The sequence below is a fragment of the Gottschalkiaceae bacterium SANA genome (assembly GCA_036323355.1).
Taxonomy (GTDB): Bacteria; Bacillota; Clostridia; order Tissierellales; family GPF-1; genus GPF-1.
In genome coordinates this window covers 3,313,605-3,333,728 of the sequence record AP028876.1, presented here as the reverse complement: position 1 = coordinate 3,333,728, position 20,124 = coordinate 3,313,605, and the positions used below count along the sequence as shown (strand labels likewise).

Here is a 20,124-nt window from a genome sequence, read left to right as displayed (position 1 = left end):
ATTGTCAAATTGGGGCAATAGAGAATAGAATAGAAGAAACGAGAATTGATTGAAAATACAGAAATTTCCATATCGAACATTTTCTCTACTCATGACGAGGAGGTACACCGTGATTAATAAAAGGAGAAGACTAAACTTAAAAGAAAAGCTTGGTTTTACTTTAATAGAAGTACTGCTTGTGCTTGCTTTATTGGGCTCTGCAATCGCTCTGGCTGTACCCAATTTTATGGATGCATTTGATGGAAGTAAAGACAAGGCGGATGCTGCACAAATGGATTTTCTTTTAAATGGATTTCAGTCGCGGCAAGCCCCCTTTTATGATTCTCATACAAATCTCTACGATATGTTGAACCCTGCATATGCAAATGAAGATGGGACGCAGGATGCAGAGCAGGCTTTGAATCTATATTTAAGGGATGTATTAAATCCTTCCAGTGAGGTATATATTGAAGGGGTGCAATGCGTAACAAAAGAACAAGCAACAATGAATGATGGAAGCTCGGTTTTCAAAGCGGAGTCCAACAATGATAAGCTATGGATTTCTTGCAAACTCGATAATAATCGATCGAATGCTGAAATTCGAATTCCAGAACCTCAGTCAGAAGATAATGAGTATTCGGCAGGAGCCAATATTCGCTGGGGAGATTCTTTGTTGTATATTGGTGATTTTGAAAATCTTGAGGCGCGCTTTACGTCAGGGACATGTGACGATTATCAAATGGCAGCAGGGTTTCAATATGACAATCACGTGCATCAAGACGGTGATCATAAAAGTCATATGGGGCTAGTATTTAACTATTTAGATGATGGAAATTTTTTCTTGTTGGATTTAGAATTGAAAAATGGAAGCAAAAAGATTAATGTTTATCAAGTCGTAGATGGCTTATGGAGTGAACGAGATAAAAATATTGGCATCGGTCAGAATTATAATTTGCCAGGAAACAAGGATTATACCGATGACATTGAATTTCATGCGCGAATGACGGTTTGGAATAGCGTGAATGGAAAGAGCACGGTGAAACTAGAGTTAGCTCAGGTTGGTATTGCTGGTGGAAGCTATGATGAGGTTTTTACAAAAGAATATTCGGTTGAAGAAAATCAGAAATCCAGCCAGTATGCCTTTTATATTGGTGAACCAGATGGAAATCAATTGAAACAAGATGGAGTCATCATTGGATATAAGGATATCAACGATCCTCGTAGAGGAGAGTATATGACGACTGACAGTTCAGATGATCGACCTGTAGATCCTGAAGACCCATCAACCTATCAATATGGGGATGTTCAAATCCAATTGCTTTCGTATCCAACTTTCCTTTGTGCGAAAGAGGATGGAACTTATGATGAGGAAGACCCTTCTTCTGGGGAAGAAAGGACCATAATAATCACGGAACCGGATTTTGAGGCCGATCAGGTGGTCGCGCATTCGACACCCAGTTTGGATGCTTCAAAGAATGAGAAGTTTCAATATCAGTTTTACAAGAATGGCAGTTGGTTAAGTACGTGGGATGACTCGGGTGATTTTACTGCTGGGGTGGATGAAGATCGGATACGAATTCGAGTTCTCCGATCAAGCAGTATAGTTGCGGGTCCAGAGGAATTTGAAAAAGCAGTTGGCGTTACGTATGAAACGCCAAGTTTCACATACAACTACAATAGCCATACAAGCCCGATCACAATTAAAGTGGATGACAATTTTGTTGAATATCTTTGGGTTGATGGAATTGCAAATGATTCGCAACCGGGAGATAATGAAAGCGGTACTCGAACGGGCATGAATCAAATATCGCCCGCAGGATTGGGATCAAAAACCGGTTGGCTGTGGGCGCGAGATTATGATGAAAATGGTCATGGTGGTTGGGTGACTACACCGTGGATCAACATGGACACCCTATCTGCTTTGGTGTGGCAGGAAGTACCGGATTTGGCAACGAAGACCATTACCTGTTCATCGAGTCAACTTTCAAATGAGTTTCAAGTGAAGGTGAGTGAATTTGCTGAAGGCCCTTGGACCGATAGTATTGTGATTTCAAACGTAATGAATGAAGCAGATACAACTGTGTATAGTGCTGTTACATGGAACTCGCCATCCGGGGAAGAACCACGTGTGAGTAATAGAATAGAGAAAACTTTTACGGGTGATTACGTGGTGCCTGTAGAACCCACAGATCAGGTTGCGCCAATAATTACAGTAAAGATTTCACCGATAGTGAGAACGGCTGGGCCTAACAAATTTTATGATGGATGCATTTTGAGTATAAGTACAAATGAAAAGGTGTCTTTAGTCGGCAGTTTTAATATAAATTTAACTCCAGAAAATCCGTTGGAAAGGACCTATGGGAAAACTGATACTCCTACGCTTACATTTATTGCAAGCGATGATGCTGGGAATAAAACTACTGTGACTATAACACTTACAAAATCACTTGCACCGGTGAGTCCTATAATTTTTCAAAACTAAATTGCGGAAGCCCTTCGGGGCTTCTTTTCATGTAAATAATTGTAAATCGTTTTAAGATCTTTTAAGATTTCTTTCGGGTATATATTTACTGAAAGGAGTTTATTATGAGAATAAAGAGGGCAGGATTTACGCTGATTGAAGTGATTCTGGTTTTAGCCGCCCTTTCTACTGTTACTGCGATCGCCGTTCCGAACTATACATCACGTCTGCAGGAGAGTAAGGTCAAGGCGGATATTGTCCAGATGGATACCTTATTAAGTGATTTTCAATTGAATCAGATTGTACCGGAGTATGCATATAGATTGGGTTCAACGTTGAATGCAAGTATGACACCGGAAGGCATTTTGCAGTCTTACGTCGATGATTTGTTTGATGCAACATCATCAGAGTATATGGCAGACTTGTATTCTCCAGACACAGAAGAGACGCTTGTGTTGGAAGAGGGAGTTTGGGTGTCTGTCTATAAGGCGGAAACGGATGGCGATCATCTTTGGTTGTCAAATCGAACGACTGGAACGGAGTCTGACGGACGTGTGCGGATTCCAGATTCGAAAACATTTAATGACAAATACACAGAAGGTGAGAATATCACCTGGGGAGACACCCTTTTGTATATTGGCGACCGTGAAAACTTAGAGTCGAGATTTTCTGGATTGACGTGTGATAATTTTGTGATGGAATCTCAATTCTATTACGACAACCATGTCCATCAGGACAAAGACCATAAAAGCTATTATGGCGTTGTTTTCAATTATGTAGATGATGATAATTTTTTTATGGTGTCTTTGCGTTTGAAGAATGGTTCAAAAAAGTTTGATGTCTTTGAAATCAAAGATGGAAATTGGACGGAAGTCATTAAAGGAATGAAGTTGCCTAATGATTTTAATCCTTCGGGTAATGGCGATTTTGCGGAGAATATTGATTATGAAACAAAAATTCAAGTGGATAATAGTGCAGATGGCGCCTCTAATGTAACTTTTTGGATTAAAAAGAAGTCGGATCCTTCCTATTATGAAGTTTTTGATTCTAGTTTCTCAGTAGAAGAGGAACAAAAGTCACAGCGGTATGGCTTCTATATTGGAGATCCCCTAGTGGGTTCGAAATTGAAAGCGGGTGGTGAAATCGCCTATATCACTCCGGAACAAGATGAATTATATGTATTCGGCGATGAAACAACCTATATCAACCCCGAAGTCCAAATTCAGTTAGATGCTTATCCTAGTGCATCTTGCGTTGGTCAAGGAACACCGCCACCGCCACCACCTTTCGGTGATGACTGGGAAGTTACCTTGGCTATGGAGAAAGGGAAGAATAAGAAATGGACCATTTTGTTCTCTATGAATGAAGAAGGAACCTATGATGTGAATGGTACAAGCTATTCCTACGACACCCCCAATGAAGTGATAGAAATCTATAAGGGCAAAGACGATTCAATGGTCTTTCGGGTGTGGGATGCGGAAAATGAGATAAATACAAATGTGCCAAATCCGTTGATCTTTGTCGACGGAGAGGTCATGTATTAGTGCATATCGATGAAACGAAAGGATCCAAAGGAGTTCGCACTCCCTTGGATCCTTTCGAACGTTTCGAGTATTTGATTATAGTTTGAATTTCTACTTAATTGACCGAACCTATTTGTTGAACTGCGTGACCAATGATTGCGACAGGAAGACAGCCATATCACCCCGACTTGCATTGGAACGCATGGGAATTTTTACGCCGCCATGGATATTCAAGTCGATGGCTTTTTGCACGTAGTTATCTGGCCATGGGAGATTTGGGTCAATCGCTTGTCCATAACCAAGGGAACGAACCAAGACGGTCATAATTTCTCCATAGGTAATGGGTGCATCCGGTTGAAAACTTTTATCGGGATAGCCGGCAATGATTCCGGCCTTGTAAGCCTTTTCAATATTCTTCTTTGCCCAATGGGCAGAGATATCTGTTAAGGGAGTAGCTGAACTCTCTTGTGCTGGAAGCATGCGAACCATAAGGGTGGCGAATTCAGCTCTTGTAATGGTTCGATCCAGCCTAAGTCCTCCGTCGGGATAGCCAGTCAATAACCCTAGGGTGACGAGGGAGTCGGCAGCTTCTTCTTGCGGTGTAGCTGCAAATGGAAATTGTATGGTTAAAAGAAACAAAATTAAGCAAATCATCGTCTTCTTTATTATGCGCATTTATTTATCCTCCTTTTCTTATTATAAAGGAAGAAAATAAAAGGAGGGGTGAATTTTATGGAGTTAATAAAAATTTCATACGAGGGGAAGGCGTAAAGTAGGATATAATGAAAATATTGAGGAGGTAAGAATGATGAAAAGACAATTAGGAAAATGGACAACACTGGCAGTGATCCTCATTTTATTGGTTAATTTAATGAGCCCTGCATTTGCAGCAGAGTCAACGGTTGATATTAACTCTTATCGTTTGGGGAATGAGCTGGATTATTTGATTAAATATATTTTGAATAATACGGTGGATGATACGCTCACAAAAGAAGAGTTGATTACAGCGGCAAAAAACGGAATTTTTGAAGCGGTTGATCAGCACAGTCATTATTATGATACCGAAGAATTTAATGAGCTCAATGCTTCTACTTCCGGCAACTTCGGCGGTGTTGGTGCGTATGTCGAATTCAAGGAAGGGTTCTACTATGTAACTGGATTTACTGATGTAAGCCCGGCAAAAGAATCTGGTCTTCGTGTTGGCGATAAGATAGTTGTGGTAAATGGTAAAGCCTTAGAGGGATTAGCGTCGAGCGAAGCCTTGAATTATATCCGTGGCAAGGTTGGATCTAATGCGCGCATTGGAATTACCCGTGGAAATACAGACCGGGTGCAATATTATGATATGGTTCGTGAATTGATTAAGAGCAATCCGATTACGGTCATGATGCCAGATGAAAACGAGCAATTAGACGCAGATATGGCCTATGTTCGTATTACACAGTTCAATGCGAATTTATTGTCAAATATGCAGGTAACCTTTAAGGAACTTAAGGAAGCGAAAATAAAGAAAGTGATTTTTGATCTGCGCGGCAATCCTGGCGGATATTTGGATCAAGTCTTGGAAGTATTGAAGATGATTGTTGTCAATGATGATCTGCTTCATGTTCAATATAAAGACAACGCAAAAAATTTCCGTTCTGAGTTACAGGTTGCGCCATTTGAAATTGCAGTTCTAGTCAATGGCGATAGCGCTTCAGCTTCCGAAATCTTTGCTGGTGCGATTCAAGACACCAATTCGGGTATTATTATTGGGGATCAAACCTACGGCAAGGGTAGTGTTCAAGGAATTTTTCCTTTAACCAACAAAGAAGGTTTCAAAATGACCATCGCCGAATATTTTACCCCAGATTGGCACAAGGTGAATGGTGTTGGAATTACACCTGATATTATTATTCCACAGACTTTGCCTATGGAAAAACTGTTGTCAGATTTTCCGATGGCTAATGAGCAGTCTACGTTGAAATACTTGCAAAAGAGCAAGACCATTCAAACGGTAAAGGCGCAGCTCGCTTATTTGGGATATGAAGTGGATCCGTCCGATGATCTTTTCAATCAAGAACTTGCTTATGTGCTTCCCCAATTCCAACGGGATTTTAGAATCAATCTTTCATACCGTTTGGATCCAGAGACGCAAGCAACCTTGAATGCCTTAACGACAGGGAATAATGCTTACTATCGATATTTAGCAAAAAATCTTTATGAGGATGATGCCTTCGCACGAGCGATTGAAGAATTAAGAAAATAAGAAATGCCTATTGACGGTTTGTGCATCTTCCGATAAGATATAAAAGTTGTGGTTGAGAGAATTAGGAGGAGATGGATCTTGAAAAAAAGAAAGTATATTTTTGTAACCGGTGGCGTTGTTTCGTCTCTCGGAAAAGGCATTACAGCGGCGTCGTTGGGACGCTTGTTGAAATCACGAGGCATGAAAGTAACGATTCAAAAATTTGATCCTTACATTAATATCGATCCAGGAACAATGAGCCCCTACCAGCATGGTGAAGTTTATGTAACGGAAGACGGCGCGGAAACAGATTTAGATCTGGGTCATTATGAGAGATTCATTGACATCAATTTGAGCAAATTTAGTAATATAACAACTGGTAAGGTCTATAACAACGTGATTAAAAAAGAACGTCGAGGCGATTATTTGGGTGGAACGGTTCAGGTCATTCCACATATCACCAATGAAATCAAATCACGGATCGATAAGGTCGGCGCGGAATCTAATGCTGATGTTGTTATTACAGAAATTGGCGGTACGGTAGGAGATATCGAAAGCCAACCATTCTTGGAGGCCATTCGACAATGGTCTTATGATGTCGGTCGTGAGAATGTCATGTATATTCATGTCACTTTGGTGCCGTATTTGGAAAAAGCCGGCGAGATGAAAACAAAGCCGACTCAACATAGTGTCAAGGAACTACGCAATATCGGAATTCAGCCGGATATGATTGTATGTCGTACGCAATTCCCCTTGTCTGAAGATATGAAAGACAAAATTGCCTTGTTCACCAATGTACCAAAGAAACGCGTTATGCAAAATATGGATGCGGATACGCTTTATGAAGTACCGTTAATGTTGGAAGACGAAGGTCTGGCCAGAGAAGTTGTTGAGTATTTCAACTTTGAAAAGGTAGAGCCGGAGCTTTCTGCATGGAGATCCATGTGCGAAAAATTCAAAAATCCACAAGGCACTGTGAAAATTGCCTTGGTTGGTAAATATGTAGAACTTAGGGATGCATACCTTTCTGTTGCAGAGGCGCTTCGCCATGCAGGCATCGACAATGATGTGGCAATTGATATTGATTGGATACATTCTGAAGAGGTTACCTTTAATAATGTTAAAGAGATGCTGAAAGGCGCAGATGGAATTTTGGTTCCTGGCGGATTTGGTGATCGAGGCGTTGAAGGAAAAATTCTGGCCATTCAGTACGCACGTGAAAATAAGATTCCATTCTTGGGAATCTGTTTGGGCATGCAGATGGCGGTTGTTGAATTTGCAAGAAACGTTTTGAAACTGGAAAAAGCACATTCTTCCGAATTAGATCCGCAGACACCTTATCCGGTTATTGATTTGATGGAAGATCAGGTGGATATTGAAAATATGGGCGGAACTATGCGACTGGGCATCTATCCATGTAAATTGGCAGATGGAACAAAAGCGCAGGCTGCCTATGGGGAAAGCTTGATTTATGAGCGTCATCGTCACCGTTGGGAATTTTCGAATCAATTCCGTGATATGCTCGTAGAGGCTGGCATGATTCTTTCTGGAATTTCTCCGGATGAAAAATTGGTTGAGATCATTGAACTTGAAGATCATCCTTATTTCGTGGCATCGCAGTTCCATCCGGAATTTAAGTCACGACCAACAAGATCGCATCCATTATTCCGAGAGTTCATTAAAGCAAGTAAAATATAGAAGCAAAAACCTTTAACAGCGGCTGAAAAGCCGCTGTTTTCTTACATTTTGACAATTCAATAGTGAATGTAACAGAGTTTACACTCCCCTGTAATCCGTCTGTAACAAACCGTGGGTATAATGAAGTTGGACATAGGAGTGGGTTATTTTACAGTTAGATTACAAATAGGCCATATCCCTTGTGAACAAAATATGGAAACAGTATAATTAATCTTGGATAATTAAGTGGGATTCACTTGATTGACAAAACTTTTAGGAGGAGATTATCAAATGAAGAAAGTATTAGCACTTCTTCTTGTGGTTGCGATGGTATGTGGCGCATTCATTCCAGCATTTGCTGCGACTGATGCTGAGCTAGCTGCCGAAGCACAATTACAAGAACTTGGTATTTTGAACGATGATCGAGCTGATGATAGCTTGACTCGTGCAGAAATGGTTGTTCTTCTTTCCCGTATGTTGGGTGAAGAAGCAGCAGCAAAGGACTTCCCGGTGGCACCATCATTCGCAGACGCGACTGGTCATTGGGCAGCGAACTACATCGCATGGGCTGAGTCTATGGCGTATGTAAACGGAATCGAAGAACCAGAGGGATCTGGCACATTCGTATTCGAACCTGATTCAGTTGTAACTCTACAACAATATCAGGCAGTTCTTCTTCGTGCATTGGGTTACGAAGTAGCTTACGCTGACGTTCCTGCAAAAGCTTTGGAATTGGGCCTAGTTGTTACAGCAGCTGATCCTACAAACCTTAAGCGTGGTGAAACATCAATCCTTACAGTTGCCGCTTTGGAAACTGAAATGGCTGACGGATCACAAACTTTGGCAGCGAAATTGGGTATGGTAGCTGATCTTGCAATCGTATCTGCTGAGCAAACAGACAAAGACGAATTCACTGTAACATTTAACCAAGCAGTTACTGAAGGAACTTTCTCAGTACTTCGCGGTAAAGTGAACACTTCAGTTGAAGAAGTTACTTTTGATGGCGCGGCTGCAACAGTAACAATGCAACGTGAAATCCGTAAAGACTTTGATTACAAAATTACTTTTGGTACTCTAGAAGCAACTGTTGCTGGTCAAGAGTCTGAAGTATCTGCAATCGAGTTCCCTTACGATTATGCAAACCTTGAGTCTTATGCAGCAGCAACTCATGCCGTTGTATACTACGAAGTAAAAGACCAATTCGGTAATGACGTGACTGATGAGTCATCTGTTCAAGGCAACTTGAACTTCTACTCAATCGGAACACCTGACCGATCTGTAAAAGGTCAAATTACAATCATGAACACTGGAAGCACTTGGTTGCTAGGCATGCCAATCGTTGTAAACGCAGTTTACAATGATACAAAAGGTAATGTTGTAACAGCAACTAAAACTTTCGAAATTGCTGGTCCTATCAAATTGTCTGAACTCGTATTAGGCGATGTTCAAAACATTGGTGATAAAGATGACCAACAAATCTTGAAAGACAAAACTTCTGCAGCTGGTGTTTCTACAGACGCTCAAAAGAAAGATTACTTCTGGGCAATTCCTGTAACAGCATTGAACCAATACGGTGATGCAGTTCCTAAAACTTACTTCACTGCATTGTCTAACGTTGTATCTGAGTCTGGCGTAGACACTCTATGGTATGCAGACAAAGATGGTAATGTATACTTGAAATTAGACAAGTTTGCATCTCCTTCAGATTCAGTTGATGAGACTGTAAACACAACTGCTTTTGTAACAGTTGTTGATACAAACTCTGGATTGAACGCAACTACAACATTCGATATTCCTAAAGCTGGTATTTCTGACTTGAAAGTTATGGGTCCAGTTGATGAAGTAATCGGAAACGAAAAAGCAGAATTCGAATTCGAAGCATATGATGCTTACGGAAACGCAATTACTGAGTACGACACAATCATCAAAGATGATGTTAAAGTGAATGGCACATCTGTTCTTGAAGGTTCTTATACACAAGGACAATGGAGCTTCGTAGAAGAAGTATTGACTGGCAATGCACTTTTGAAGTATTATGCAAACTCTAACACTTCATCTTATGCATCTCCACAATATGCAACTTTCACAATTAACAACAAAGTTTCTCAAGTAAGCTTCTCTGTTGCGAAAGATCGTCAAACAGAAGCAATCATGGGATTTGACGCAGACGACGCAGACGAACTTGTATATGTAATCGGTACTTACGGTTCTACAGAATACACATTCGACAAAGCTGACTTTGTATTTGTTGATCAATATGGAAAAGAAAAGACAAACTCTATCACTGATGGAATGACTCTTGAATTCCAAAAAGATGGTGAAACAGCAACAACTGCTTCTGTAGTATTGGCGGGTATTAACCCATTAACTACTGCTGAATCTGTAAAATATACTGCACGCATTCGAAACGCTGACGGCGACATGGTTGACGAATTCGAATTTGATGTGAAGTATGTGGCACAAGAAGATGTTGATTCTGTAAAAGTTACAGAAATCGGTACTTTGTATGTTGTTCCTCAAGCAACTTCAGCAGCTTCAACTGAAACAGCAATTTACGACAAAAAAGTCAAATTGACTGCAGAAGTTGATGGCGATACAGCTGTAATGCCAACTGAAGGCTTGAACTTGACTGTTACTGCCTTGGGTGGAAACGTAAAAGTGAACGATACAATTTACGTGTACGCTTGGGATCCAACAGGTGATGCAGGCGAATTGGACAATGACAAAACTTACACTCGTACAGTTTTGACAGCGTATGACTTTGATGGCAAACCGGTAACGGAAGCCCAAGAAGTGACAATTGACTCAACAGAGCCTAAAGCAGAATCTGTAGTTGTTAAATTGGACGAAGATCTTGAAAATGCAGAGCTTGAAGGCAATGTATTGGCAATCGCGAAAGCAAACTTAGCGGCAACAGTGAATCTTTTAACTGTTGATAACGATTCGTTCTTCTTCGAACTTGAAAACCAATATGGTGTTCATGACGCAGCTGACGCATCTTATGTTTACTTGACAGTTGACAAATATGCAACTGGCGCACATGGCACATATTCTGTAACTACTGCAGGTGTTTTAACTGCAACATCTCCTCAATCTGGCGATGAGTTCTCAATTACTGTTGTAACTGACAGCGGATTGACTAACACATTGAAAGTTGAAGTGAAGTAATTGAATTCTTGAAATAAGACCTCTTCGGAGGTCTTATTTTTTTTTGCTCTTTTTTCTTTCGAAGCGATGAAACTTTTATTGGGGGTTGATCGTCTAATTCTTAAACCCGGCTTAAAAGTATGTATTTTTTATGAAAAGAGAGGGAATCTCATTGATTAAGTTTTCTCTAGCGGGTACAATAATACTAGCATGTAAGCAAGATAATGAAGGAGGATTTAAGATGAAGAAGAAACTAGCCATCTTACTAACAGTATTGATGGTTTTGACAGCAGTTGCTCCAGCATTTGCGGCAACCATTATTATTGATCAACCACCGGTTGGTCAGGATGCAGCATTAGACGAGTTAATCACCCTAGGGGTGTTGAAAGAAAAGCGGGCAGACGATTATTTGAAGCGTCAAGACACCGTGGTTCTTCTCAGTCGCTTAATGAGCCAAGAAGAGCAGGCAAAAGCGTACCCGATCAATCATCCATTTAATGATGTAAGTGACTCATTTTATAATGGATATTTGGGATGGGCCTATGCCAATCAATACTTCATGGGCAAAAGCGGTACAGAATTTGGATTTGGCGAATTTATGACCGTACAACAGTTGCAAATTGTTTTGCTTCGTGGACTGGGTTATTATTTAGGTGAATTCCCAGGTTGGGATGCTGTTGCTTCAACTGCAACGACACTTGGATTTGGCACATCAGCACCAGGAACCGCTCTAGCATCACGCGGTACCATGGCAACGATGACAGCTAGCGCCATTCGTGCAAATTATAAGGGAACAGCTCAATCTTTGGCTGAAAAGCTAGGTCATGAAGTAAAAACAAAGGCTGATAATGAGAATTTGAGTATTATTGAATTCCGTCAAGTGGGTCCTAAAACCTTTGAGTTGGAATGCGATGAAAATATTGAAGCCTTGAAAAATACCATTCAAATCAAGCGTGGCAATATCACAGTAAGCGTGAAGAAAATTACCTTCCCTACTTTCGGTAAGGAAATGGCTCGTGTTGAGATGACCAGCAATATTATGGATCATACCTACACAGCGAAAATTGTTGATACAAAAGGACAAACACTTTCTCAAGATTTATTGGGTCAACGTCCTCGTTTGACAATGATTGATATCACCTCGGAAACAGCAAAAGTAAAAGGATATGCTGGTTCTGATATGAATCGTGTAATTATCAATTACGATACAGTAGATCAATTTGATAATCATATTGCATCATCGATTACTTGGTCTGGTTCAGGTACGATTACCGATCATGGTTCTTATTTGGAAATTTACCGATCAACACCGTGGCAATTGAATGAAGCGGTTATGATTACAGGGATTGCACAAGTAACGGGCCAAGCACCGGTTGTAATCAATCGAACGTTAACTGTTGGAGAACCGCGTAAAGCGACGACACTTCAGTTTGGTGAAATCATGAATATCGATAAAGACCCACAAGATCAATACTTGGTACAAGGGTCTACAGATATTTGGGCAATTCCAGTATTCGCTTATGATCAAGAAGGTGAAATGATTAAAGATATCAACTACTTTGGTCAAAAAAATAGTGCAACGAGCAACAACGTACTATTATCACCAGCCGATGGTAAAGCGGTTTGGTATTATCCAAATGATTCACAAGTGGCAAGTGGAAAAGAGAATCAAGTTTATATTCGAATTCACACAAGTCAAATTCCTCAACAGTCGATGCCTTATACCATGTACATTAATCTAGTGGATAAGACATCGGGTGCAAATATCAGTGATTCCGTTGAAGTTCTTCCTGATGGAATGAGCCGAATTTCGATTGGAACACCGGATATGGTTATTGCTGGAACACCAGCAGAATTCCCATTTGATGCCTACAACTATGTTGGCGATTTGGTAACCAAATATGATTCAATCAAAGACTCACTATTTGTTAATGGCATTAAAGTAACAAAGGGTGAAAAGAATGGATTCTATTGGGTTGAAAAGGCTGATGGCGTTGCCAAGTTGATGTACAAAAATGGCGATACATCGGCAACGATGAATTTCCCTCAATATGCAACATTCACAACAAACGGCGGAAGCCCAATGCAGGTGAATTTTACGGTTTATCCTGCATCTAAGCCTTACGCAATTAAAGGCTTGAATGAAGATTTTTATTACTACTATGCGGTTGACAATGGCAAGACTGTTACCATCAGTGATGACAGCTTTGAATTTGAAGATCAGTATGGAAATGATTTCAAAGGTTCTTTGCCTTCTGGCTATGAATTGAAATTCTCGGGTGAAGGAAACAATGCAACATCATCTGTTTCATTCAGCTTAACAGCAGCAGATTCCTTTGGATATACAGCGACCCTATACAAGAATACAACTGTATTGGATGCCAATGATTTTGATGTAACGGTAATAACAGCTGAGAATGTTGACAGCTTTACTGTAACCCAAGTCAGCAAGTTATATGCGCCAAGCGTAGGTAACTCAGGCAAATACGGCAAAGCGATTGAAGTGAAAGGTAAAGAAGGAAGTTATGATGTAAAACTTCCAGCAGGTGTTATTACAAATGTAACAGCAGCAACCTATACCGATTATTTAAAAGTAACGGGAGCAATGCCATTTGTTGTATATGCAACAAGTAATGGTGGAGCCTTAACGAATGATGTTTCTGGACAATTGATTGTTCAATATCAAATTGATGGTATGACCAAAGTGGATCAACAAACTGTATTGGTTAGCCCAACACCGCCTCAAGCAGTAAAAATTGATATTAAAGGTCAAGATGATGCGGACTTGAGTGGAAATACAGTTTCGGTTTCTACTAGTGAAGCAGCAAATGGAAAATTACTCGTCTTACAAAAACCATATGCAGATTACAACAATAACTTTGGTGCATTCTTCCCAGCTTTCTTTGAAGCAACTGATCAATATGGAATGGTAACTGAAGATGTTGTGAGCTACATGTATGTGAGTAACAATGGCAAGTATTCGATTGATAACTCAACCTATGCGTTACAGGTAACGGGTTCAGCAAGTTCAGGCGATACTTTCACCATCGTAGCAGTTACTTCAATGGGTACCATTGAATTGAGTGTAGTTGTTAAGTAATAAATGAATTGACGGTCCTTCGGGGCCGTCTTTTTTTCTGTTTGGATTCCATGAAAGTCGTGAAAAATATTCCTTATTTTTAGTAAATTGGCAATTTCTTGTTTAACTCTTGTGAGTTAGGTATAATAAAGCTATAGGAATATCTAGGAGGACTGAGATGAAGCGAATTTTGAGTATGATAATAATTGTAATACTTCTTATAAATGTCAGCCCGGCTTTTGCTGGTGGTGATGCGGATGCTTTAGCCTCCGCTGGGGTATTATCGCCCTCTATTGCGGGATCGCAGCAGGTCTTGAAACAGGACATGGCTGTGTATGTGACTCGAATGTTGGGTAAAGAGCAAGAAGCCAAACGCGTGCAAGTCTTGCCTGCTTTTAATGATGTTGAGGATCCAATGTACCGTCCATATATTGCATGGATGGTGATGAATGAGTATATTTCTGGTGAAACAGATTTCTTGTTTGGTTATAATCAAACAACAACCGTACAGGAATTATGTGCAGTTTGGTTGCGGGTTTTGGATTATTGGCCAAGCTGGGACGGTGTTATGATGATGGCTCGTGATGTTGGTTTGCTTGACGGCGTTGTCGCTTCTGCATCGACACCTGTTACGGTAGATTTATTTGCTGAAATCGGTTTGCATGCATTAGATACACCCAAGAAGAACCATGATGTAAGTATTGGCTCTATTAACCCTTCTGGGGTATCGTCTCAGAGCTTTACCTATGCTACCGCAAATTCGGTTCGACAGATTGGAGAAAAGAAAATTCGTATAGCCTTTACGAAACCGACATATACAATGTTTACCGTGAAGGGATCAGAAAGCTACGGCAAGAAGATCAAGTTGATCACCTGGGATGAAAGCCATAGTGTGGCAACCCTTGAAATGACAACAGCTTTTGAAGATTTGACCTATACCGTGCATGCCGGTGACCTTTCTCTTGGTTTTGTTGGGGAAGAGGCCCATGTGGCGGATATTTATTTGAATTCAACAACCTTTGCCAAGGTGAACGATTATATGGCGGAGACCTACTTTACCGCTTTGAATCAATTCGGTGAAACCGTACGATTCCCCGATTTGTATTTTGGGGTTTCGATTGATGCAATTGCAGGAATTTCCATGAATAAGATTGTATTAACCACAACCAAAGCGTTCCCGGATGATTCATTCATCCTTTATGGCGCTGATGCAAAAACAGGAACTGAAATCCGAAAATTGGTTCGCATTAAGGAAGCGGGTTCCTCGGTCAACTACATGAAATTTGGGGATTTAACCAATGCGTCAACCACTGCAATGGATTATAAAATGAATTTTGGCGACCTTGGGGATCATTACGATTGGCGTATTCCAGTCTACGTCTATGACGAGTTTGGACGCATAATTCCGAAAAAGGATTTTTATAGATACAAAGTGAAATTTGCAGTTTCTTTAGGTGACGCATTCGTCGATGCAGATCTGTTTGAAGGAGACCCTGTTCCTTATGTACGAATCAAGCCGACCGATGTTAATGCGGAAACACAGGATATTCGCCTGCAATTAACCGCAGGATCCATGACCAAGACCTACCTATTTATGGTAACGGGGAAAGCCGCATTGGATCGATTCGAGTTTTTTGCTCCGGATGAGATCTTAGTTGAAAATGAAGAGATTGAAATTCCATTTAACGCTTATGATATTCGAGGCAATCGAGTGGATCAATACGATGATTTAATTAATGCAAATATTGTTTTTGTCAATGCAGATGCTTTTGTCTGGCGTCGTGAGCCAGTAACGGGTCGAGCACAATTGTTCTATAAACCGGTACGGACTCGCTATGAGATGGCGCGACTGAATAACAAGTTAGTCAGTGCGCGAATGATTGTGGATCCGGAACCAAAACCGGAAGCGATTGCAGGAATTGATCAGGATGTACTGCTGGCTATGATTAAGGGGCATGAGATCACCATTCAGAAACGAAACCTTCAATATATCGATGAGTATGGAAGAAATATTCCATCTACTTCGAAATACTTAATCGGCTACCCAACACGGGTAGAAGTCGATGGCGTTTCTCAAGGGTATGTGACGGTGTCATCGGTAAGTGGGGACTTCCGTTTTACGGGTGTAGAGGAAGGGAAAGAGAATTTCCGAGCTTATCTCTACGATAGTGGTGAAAGTGAAGACTTGCTAGGCAGTGATTATGAGTTTACAGTTGCATCCTATGATTTATCCAGTATTGAAGAGTTTACTTTGAGTATGGATGAGGTTTTATATGGTGGAGCAGCAGTTGGTATAGATCGAGAGGATTATAAGCGCAAGGTAAATGTGGAAGGCAAGATTGATGGATTTACACTTGAGATCCCAGACTCAGCCATTAGCGTGCAAACGCCAAGTCCGCATATTAGTAAAGTTGGAACAACGATCCAAGGAAATATTTCAGATGAGGATACAGTTTCCTATGAGAATGAAGTCGTTTTGGTTACTGTTAATAACGGCGAGACGATTTATAATTATCAAATTCCAATGAAAGTCTCTAACGAAAAGCCAAAGGCTGTTCGAATTGATACGGCCGAGAATCCAATGAGTGGGCTTGAGTCTGATGAGAGTTCTTTTGAACCGAGCAAAAATTTGGTCGTCTTGAAAAAAGGAACGACAGATTATAATGCTTACTTGAATGCCTCAACAAAAAAGAATTTATTGGAGACTCCCGTACGATTTGAAGTCATTGATCAGTACAATACAACCAATGGAATTAAACCATTGTACTATACGCTATCCGTGCAAAAAGCGGAGGGGTCATCAGGGGTCTATTCGATTCACCCAACCGATGGAATTTTGAGTTATTCGGGTTCACCGGCTGATGGTGATTTATTGACCATTAAGGCCATGGGACTGAATGATGTGGAAGGAACCATGGTAATTGCGATTAAAAAGTAATAGAAGTTGACACAGGCTAGCTGATTATTCTCAGCTAGCCATTTTTTATGCGTCTTGTTACGTATATACAAGTAAATCAACGATTTTGGAAAGGCGGCGAATTAACCGGTAGAATGGGTATGCAATGATAAGAAGAATGAATAATGAACGCTTGTTTATTGATGCTGATTTGCTATAATAAGGACATAAGAGAGTTGGAGGATAGATGAATGAAACGGATCATCAGTTTACTAGTCATACTTGTATTGCTATCACCTGCATCGGGCTTCGCTTTGGAGTTGGATGGAGGCAATGAAATCGAGCGACAGGCAGCAGATCAGATGGTAAAATTGGGAATTTTTCGTGGTGATGGCGTCAGCTTGAAAGTGGATGAGAGCTTAAAGCGGGAAGAGTTGATGCTTTTGATTGCTCGTCTGCAAGGAAAAGAGCTACAGGCGCTAACAACTAACAAGCGCCCCGATTTTACGGATATTGCAGATCCGTGGTGGGAACCTGTCATTGCATGGGCAAGTGATACGGGGATCACAAAAGGAACTTCCAAAGAAATTTTTGGCTTTGGCCAACCCGTAGAGATGTATCAAATGGAACTTTTTTTGCTTCGGGTCCTGGGGGAAGACCCCACTGTGGAGGAGGCTCCGCAATTGGCGAGAGAGCGTGGCTTGTTGAAGGATGTTGAGCCAACAGAAGTCGTTAGTCGAGGAATTGGTGCTATTATGCTGAAAAACACCTTAGCGGCGATACCAGCAGGCGAGAACGTGACTTTGGGGACTTTGCTTGGCTTGGGTTTGGTTGACAGCGAAGAAGCTGTACTTTCCATTGTTTCTGTGATGCAGACTGGGGAACGGGAGTTGACCATAGGGTTAAACCAATCCGGATTTGAGAAAGACTTTAAGATGACAAGACGGAAGATGGATGTTGTTCTTGAAAGCGTAGAAGTAGAGGGCAATGAAATGATTGTGACAACTACCCTGCCCTTGTTTGAAACAAAATATACGATTCAAGTTGAAGAGGCAACCGCCTCCTTTACACCAGGAGATGTAGCTAGGCCGGCACGCTTGCAGATTGTAACGGATACCTGGACGCAAGTGGCCTACCAAACTGATCAAATTTGGGTGGATTATCGACTAGTGGATCAATATGGGCAAGAGATCACGGATCAATCGATTTTGTCACAGATTTCCTGGCAGGCCTCTCCTCTGGTTTCAGTGGAAGACAATGAAGAGGGTCGATTGACCATTAATAATACAGGTGATCGAGAATGGGTTTCTGGAGAATCGTGGCTTGTTCTTCAAGGAATCCTACAGTTGGAAGAGAAGACCTTGCTTGCAAGCAAACAAGGAGTAATTGAAAGCGTTAAAGGCATTGATACTATTGAAATTGGAAAGATTAAGAACTTTTTAGGGGATCAAACTGCTTTTTTACAAGATACGATTGAGGATGACGACCACTTTTATGCCTTGCCAGTGCTTGTTGGCTCGCAGGACCGGCCTGTTCTTGCTGCCTATGTAGCTGGAGAGGATGGAATTCTGAATACTGAGGATGATGGACTGTTGCTCTCTGCTTCCTCAACGGGAAATGCGGAAGTGAAATGGACACTGCATCCAGATGATGATGACCTGGCAGTGATCCATGTGGTTCCCCATGGATATCCGGAGGAAGAGATCCTTCGAGTCACGGCAGTGGATCGATTTACAGGTGGCTATGGTTATCAAGAAATAAAAATTGGCAAGGTCAGTACGCTGGATACTTTCGTGTTCTTTGCACCGGACCAAATGGTTATTGAAGACAATCTTACCGAATTGCCCTTTGAAGCCTATGACCAATACGGCATGCGAATGATGGATTATGCAAGTTTGATCCAAGAGGTGGAGTTGGATCCTGGAATGCCTAGCTTACGATTTGAAGAAGATCAGGAAACCCAAGTGGTTCGCTTGATTTACCGCCCGACCGAGGCGGGCGTGCAAACTTTGTGGGCAACAGCCAATGGAAAGACGCAGAGCCTTGAGATACGGGTCTATGAAGAGAGTCGGCCGGTGCGAATCGGTGGACTGGCAGAAGGCGTTCGGACTTGGATGACAGAGAATGCGCAGATTACCTTGAGCCGCAACGATTTTTTAATCTATGATCAATATAATCAATTGGTGGATTTAAGTAACGGCTTTATGATTCAACTTGCAGAAGTTGATGATGAGGATGCAGTTGTTGCTTCGACTGATTCCATATCTGGTACAGGCACCATAAGCTTTAGCAAGGATGCAGATTTTGGCGCGAAAACCTACGAAGCTCGCATTGGTGGGGAGGGGTATAAGCCATTCTCCTTGATCATGCATAGTGTAGATGTAGCTGATTTGGATGGATTTGGCATGGAAACCATTGGACTTCTCTATGATTATTCGAGGAAGGTTCCTTTGACGGATGCCTATCCGCAGCTTCGCTCAGATTATCGAAAAGAGATTCGTCTTTACGGGCAAGTTGGTGGAAATCAAGTGGAACTATGGGTAGATGCCCAAGACAGCGATAGTGATCTTCGAGAGTTTTCAACACGAGGTCCGATTGAACGGGTTGTCGATGGTCAAAAAGCCTTTGTTCAAGCGACGCAGCTTAGTCAAGAAGGCAGTATGGATACAGCAACCGTTTATGCAACCCTTAATTATGGGTCGTATACGGAAGAGGTAGAAGGAAACATCATGGTGTCTGATGCCAATAGCCAACCTTCATCGATTTCTATTGAAAAAGATGATAGGGTTGCCTTGAAACGTGGGGAACGCTTTGATCAAGCGGCTAACAAGTTGATGATTAACTTGAATCATTTTCTTGAATGGGATGGACAGGATGTCTATTATGACGGGAATGACCGGATTGACGCGCTATATTTTCAGGTTAGCGATCAATACAATGTTTTGAGCCAATTTGATCCGGCGAGATATACCATTATTTATGATGATGTTGAGGATCGTACGGGCATCACGATTGGATCATCCACCGGCGTTTTATCCATTGATGAGTCACGAATTCATCGGGGTGACCGGTTTAGAATTCGAGCAACGACAGATAATGATCAAAGCGCGGAGTTGACGATTGAACTGCGATAGG

9 protein-coding genes are annotated in these 20,124 nt (G+C 41.3%); 8 read left to right on the top strand and 1 reads right to left on the bottom strand.

Annotated elements, in window-relative coordinates:
* The first annotated feature begins 109 nt into the window (after positions 1 to 109).
* Together AC25CA_RS16040 and AC25CA_RS16035 are read left to right on the top strand one after the other, a co-directional pair.
* Positions 110 to 2,461, top strand: coding sequence for a prepilin-type N-terminal cleavage/methylation domain-containing protein (locus AC25CA_RS16040; protein ID WP_486814854.1), 2,352 nt, complete (start codon positions 110 to 112; stop codon positions 2,459 to 2,461).
* A 104-nt stretch (positions 2,462 to 2,565) separates the two neighbouring features.
* A complete protein-coding gene (locus tag AC25CA_RS16035) occupies positions 2,566 to 3,984 on the top strand; it encodes a pilus assembly FimT family protein (RefSeq protein ID WP_486814853.1) in 1,419 nt (472 codons plus the stop codon).
* 108 nt (positions 3,985 to 4,092) lie between these two features.
* On the opposite strand, the gene AC25CA_RS16030 is transcribed toward AC25CA_RS16035, so the two are convergent.
* Positions 4,093 to 4,638, bottom strand: a complete 546-nt coding sequence (locus tag AC25CA_RS16030; RefSeq protein ID WP_486814852.1) for an S-layer homology domain-containing protein — start codon at positions 4,636 to 4,638, stop codon at positions 4,093 to 4,095.
* A gap of 130 nt (positions 4,639 to 4,768) precedes the next feature.
* On the opposite strand from AC25CA_RS16030, the gene AC25CA_RS16025 reads away from it, so the two are divergent.
* The 6 genes from AC25CA_RS16025 (at position 4,769) to AC25CA_RS16000 (ending at position 20,123) form a co-directional block, all read left to right on the top strand.
* Positions 4,769 to 6,211 carry a S41 family peptidase gene (locus AC25CA_RS16025; RefSeq protein WP_486814851.1) on the top strand — a complete coding sequence of 481 codons (1,443 nt, stop codon included), beginning with the start codon at positions 4,769 to 4,771 and terminating at the stop codon, positions 6,209 to 6,211.
* A 78-nt stretch (positions 6,212 to 6,289) separates the two neighbouring features.
* Positions 6,290 to 7,888 (top strand): CTP synthase, encoded by a 1,599-nt coding sequence (gene pyrG, locus AC25CA_RS16020; RefSeq protein WP_486814850.1) that lies wholly within the window; start codon positions 6,290 to 6,292, stop codon positions 7,886 to 7,888.
* 270 nt (positions 7,889 to 8,158) lie between these two features.
* Positions 8,159 to 11,035, top strand: a complete 2,877-nt coding sequence (locus tag AC25CA_RS16015; RefSeq protein WP_486814849.1) for a hypothetical protein — start codon at positions 8,159 to 8,161, stop codon at positions 11,033 to 11,035.
* Between the two features lie 220 nt (positions 11,036 to 11,255).
* Positions 11,256 to 14,114, top strand: a complete 2,859-nt coding sequence (locus AC25CA_RS16010) for a hypothetical protein (RefSeq protein WP_486814848.1) — start codon at positions 11,256 to 11,258, stop codon at positions 14,112 to 14,114.
* Positions 14,115 to 14,271: 157 nt separating this feature from the next.
* On the top strand, positions 14,272 to 17,031 hold the full coding sequence (locus AC25CA_RS16005; protein ID WP_486814847.1) for a hypothetical protein: 2,760 nt from the start codon (positions 14,272 to 14,274) through the stop codon (positions 17,029 to 17,031).
* Between the two features lie 209 nt (positions 17,032 to 17,240).
* Positions 17,241 to 20,123 (top strand): hypothetical protein, encoded by a 2,883-nt coding sequence (locus AC25CA_RS16000; RefSeq protein WP_486814846.1) that lies wholly within the window; start codon positions 17,241 to 17,243, stop codon positions 20,121 to 20,123.
* Position 20,124: the final 1 nt, after the last annotated feature.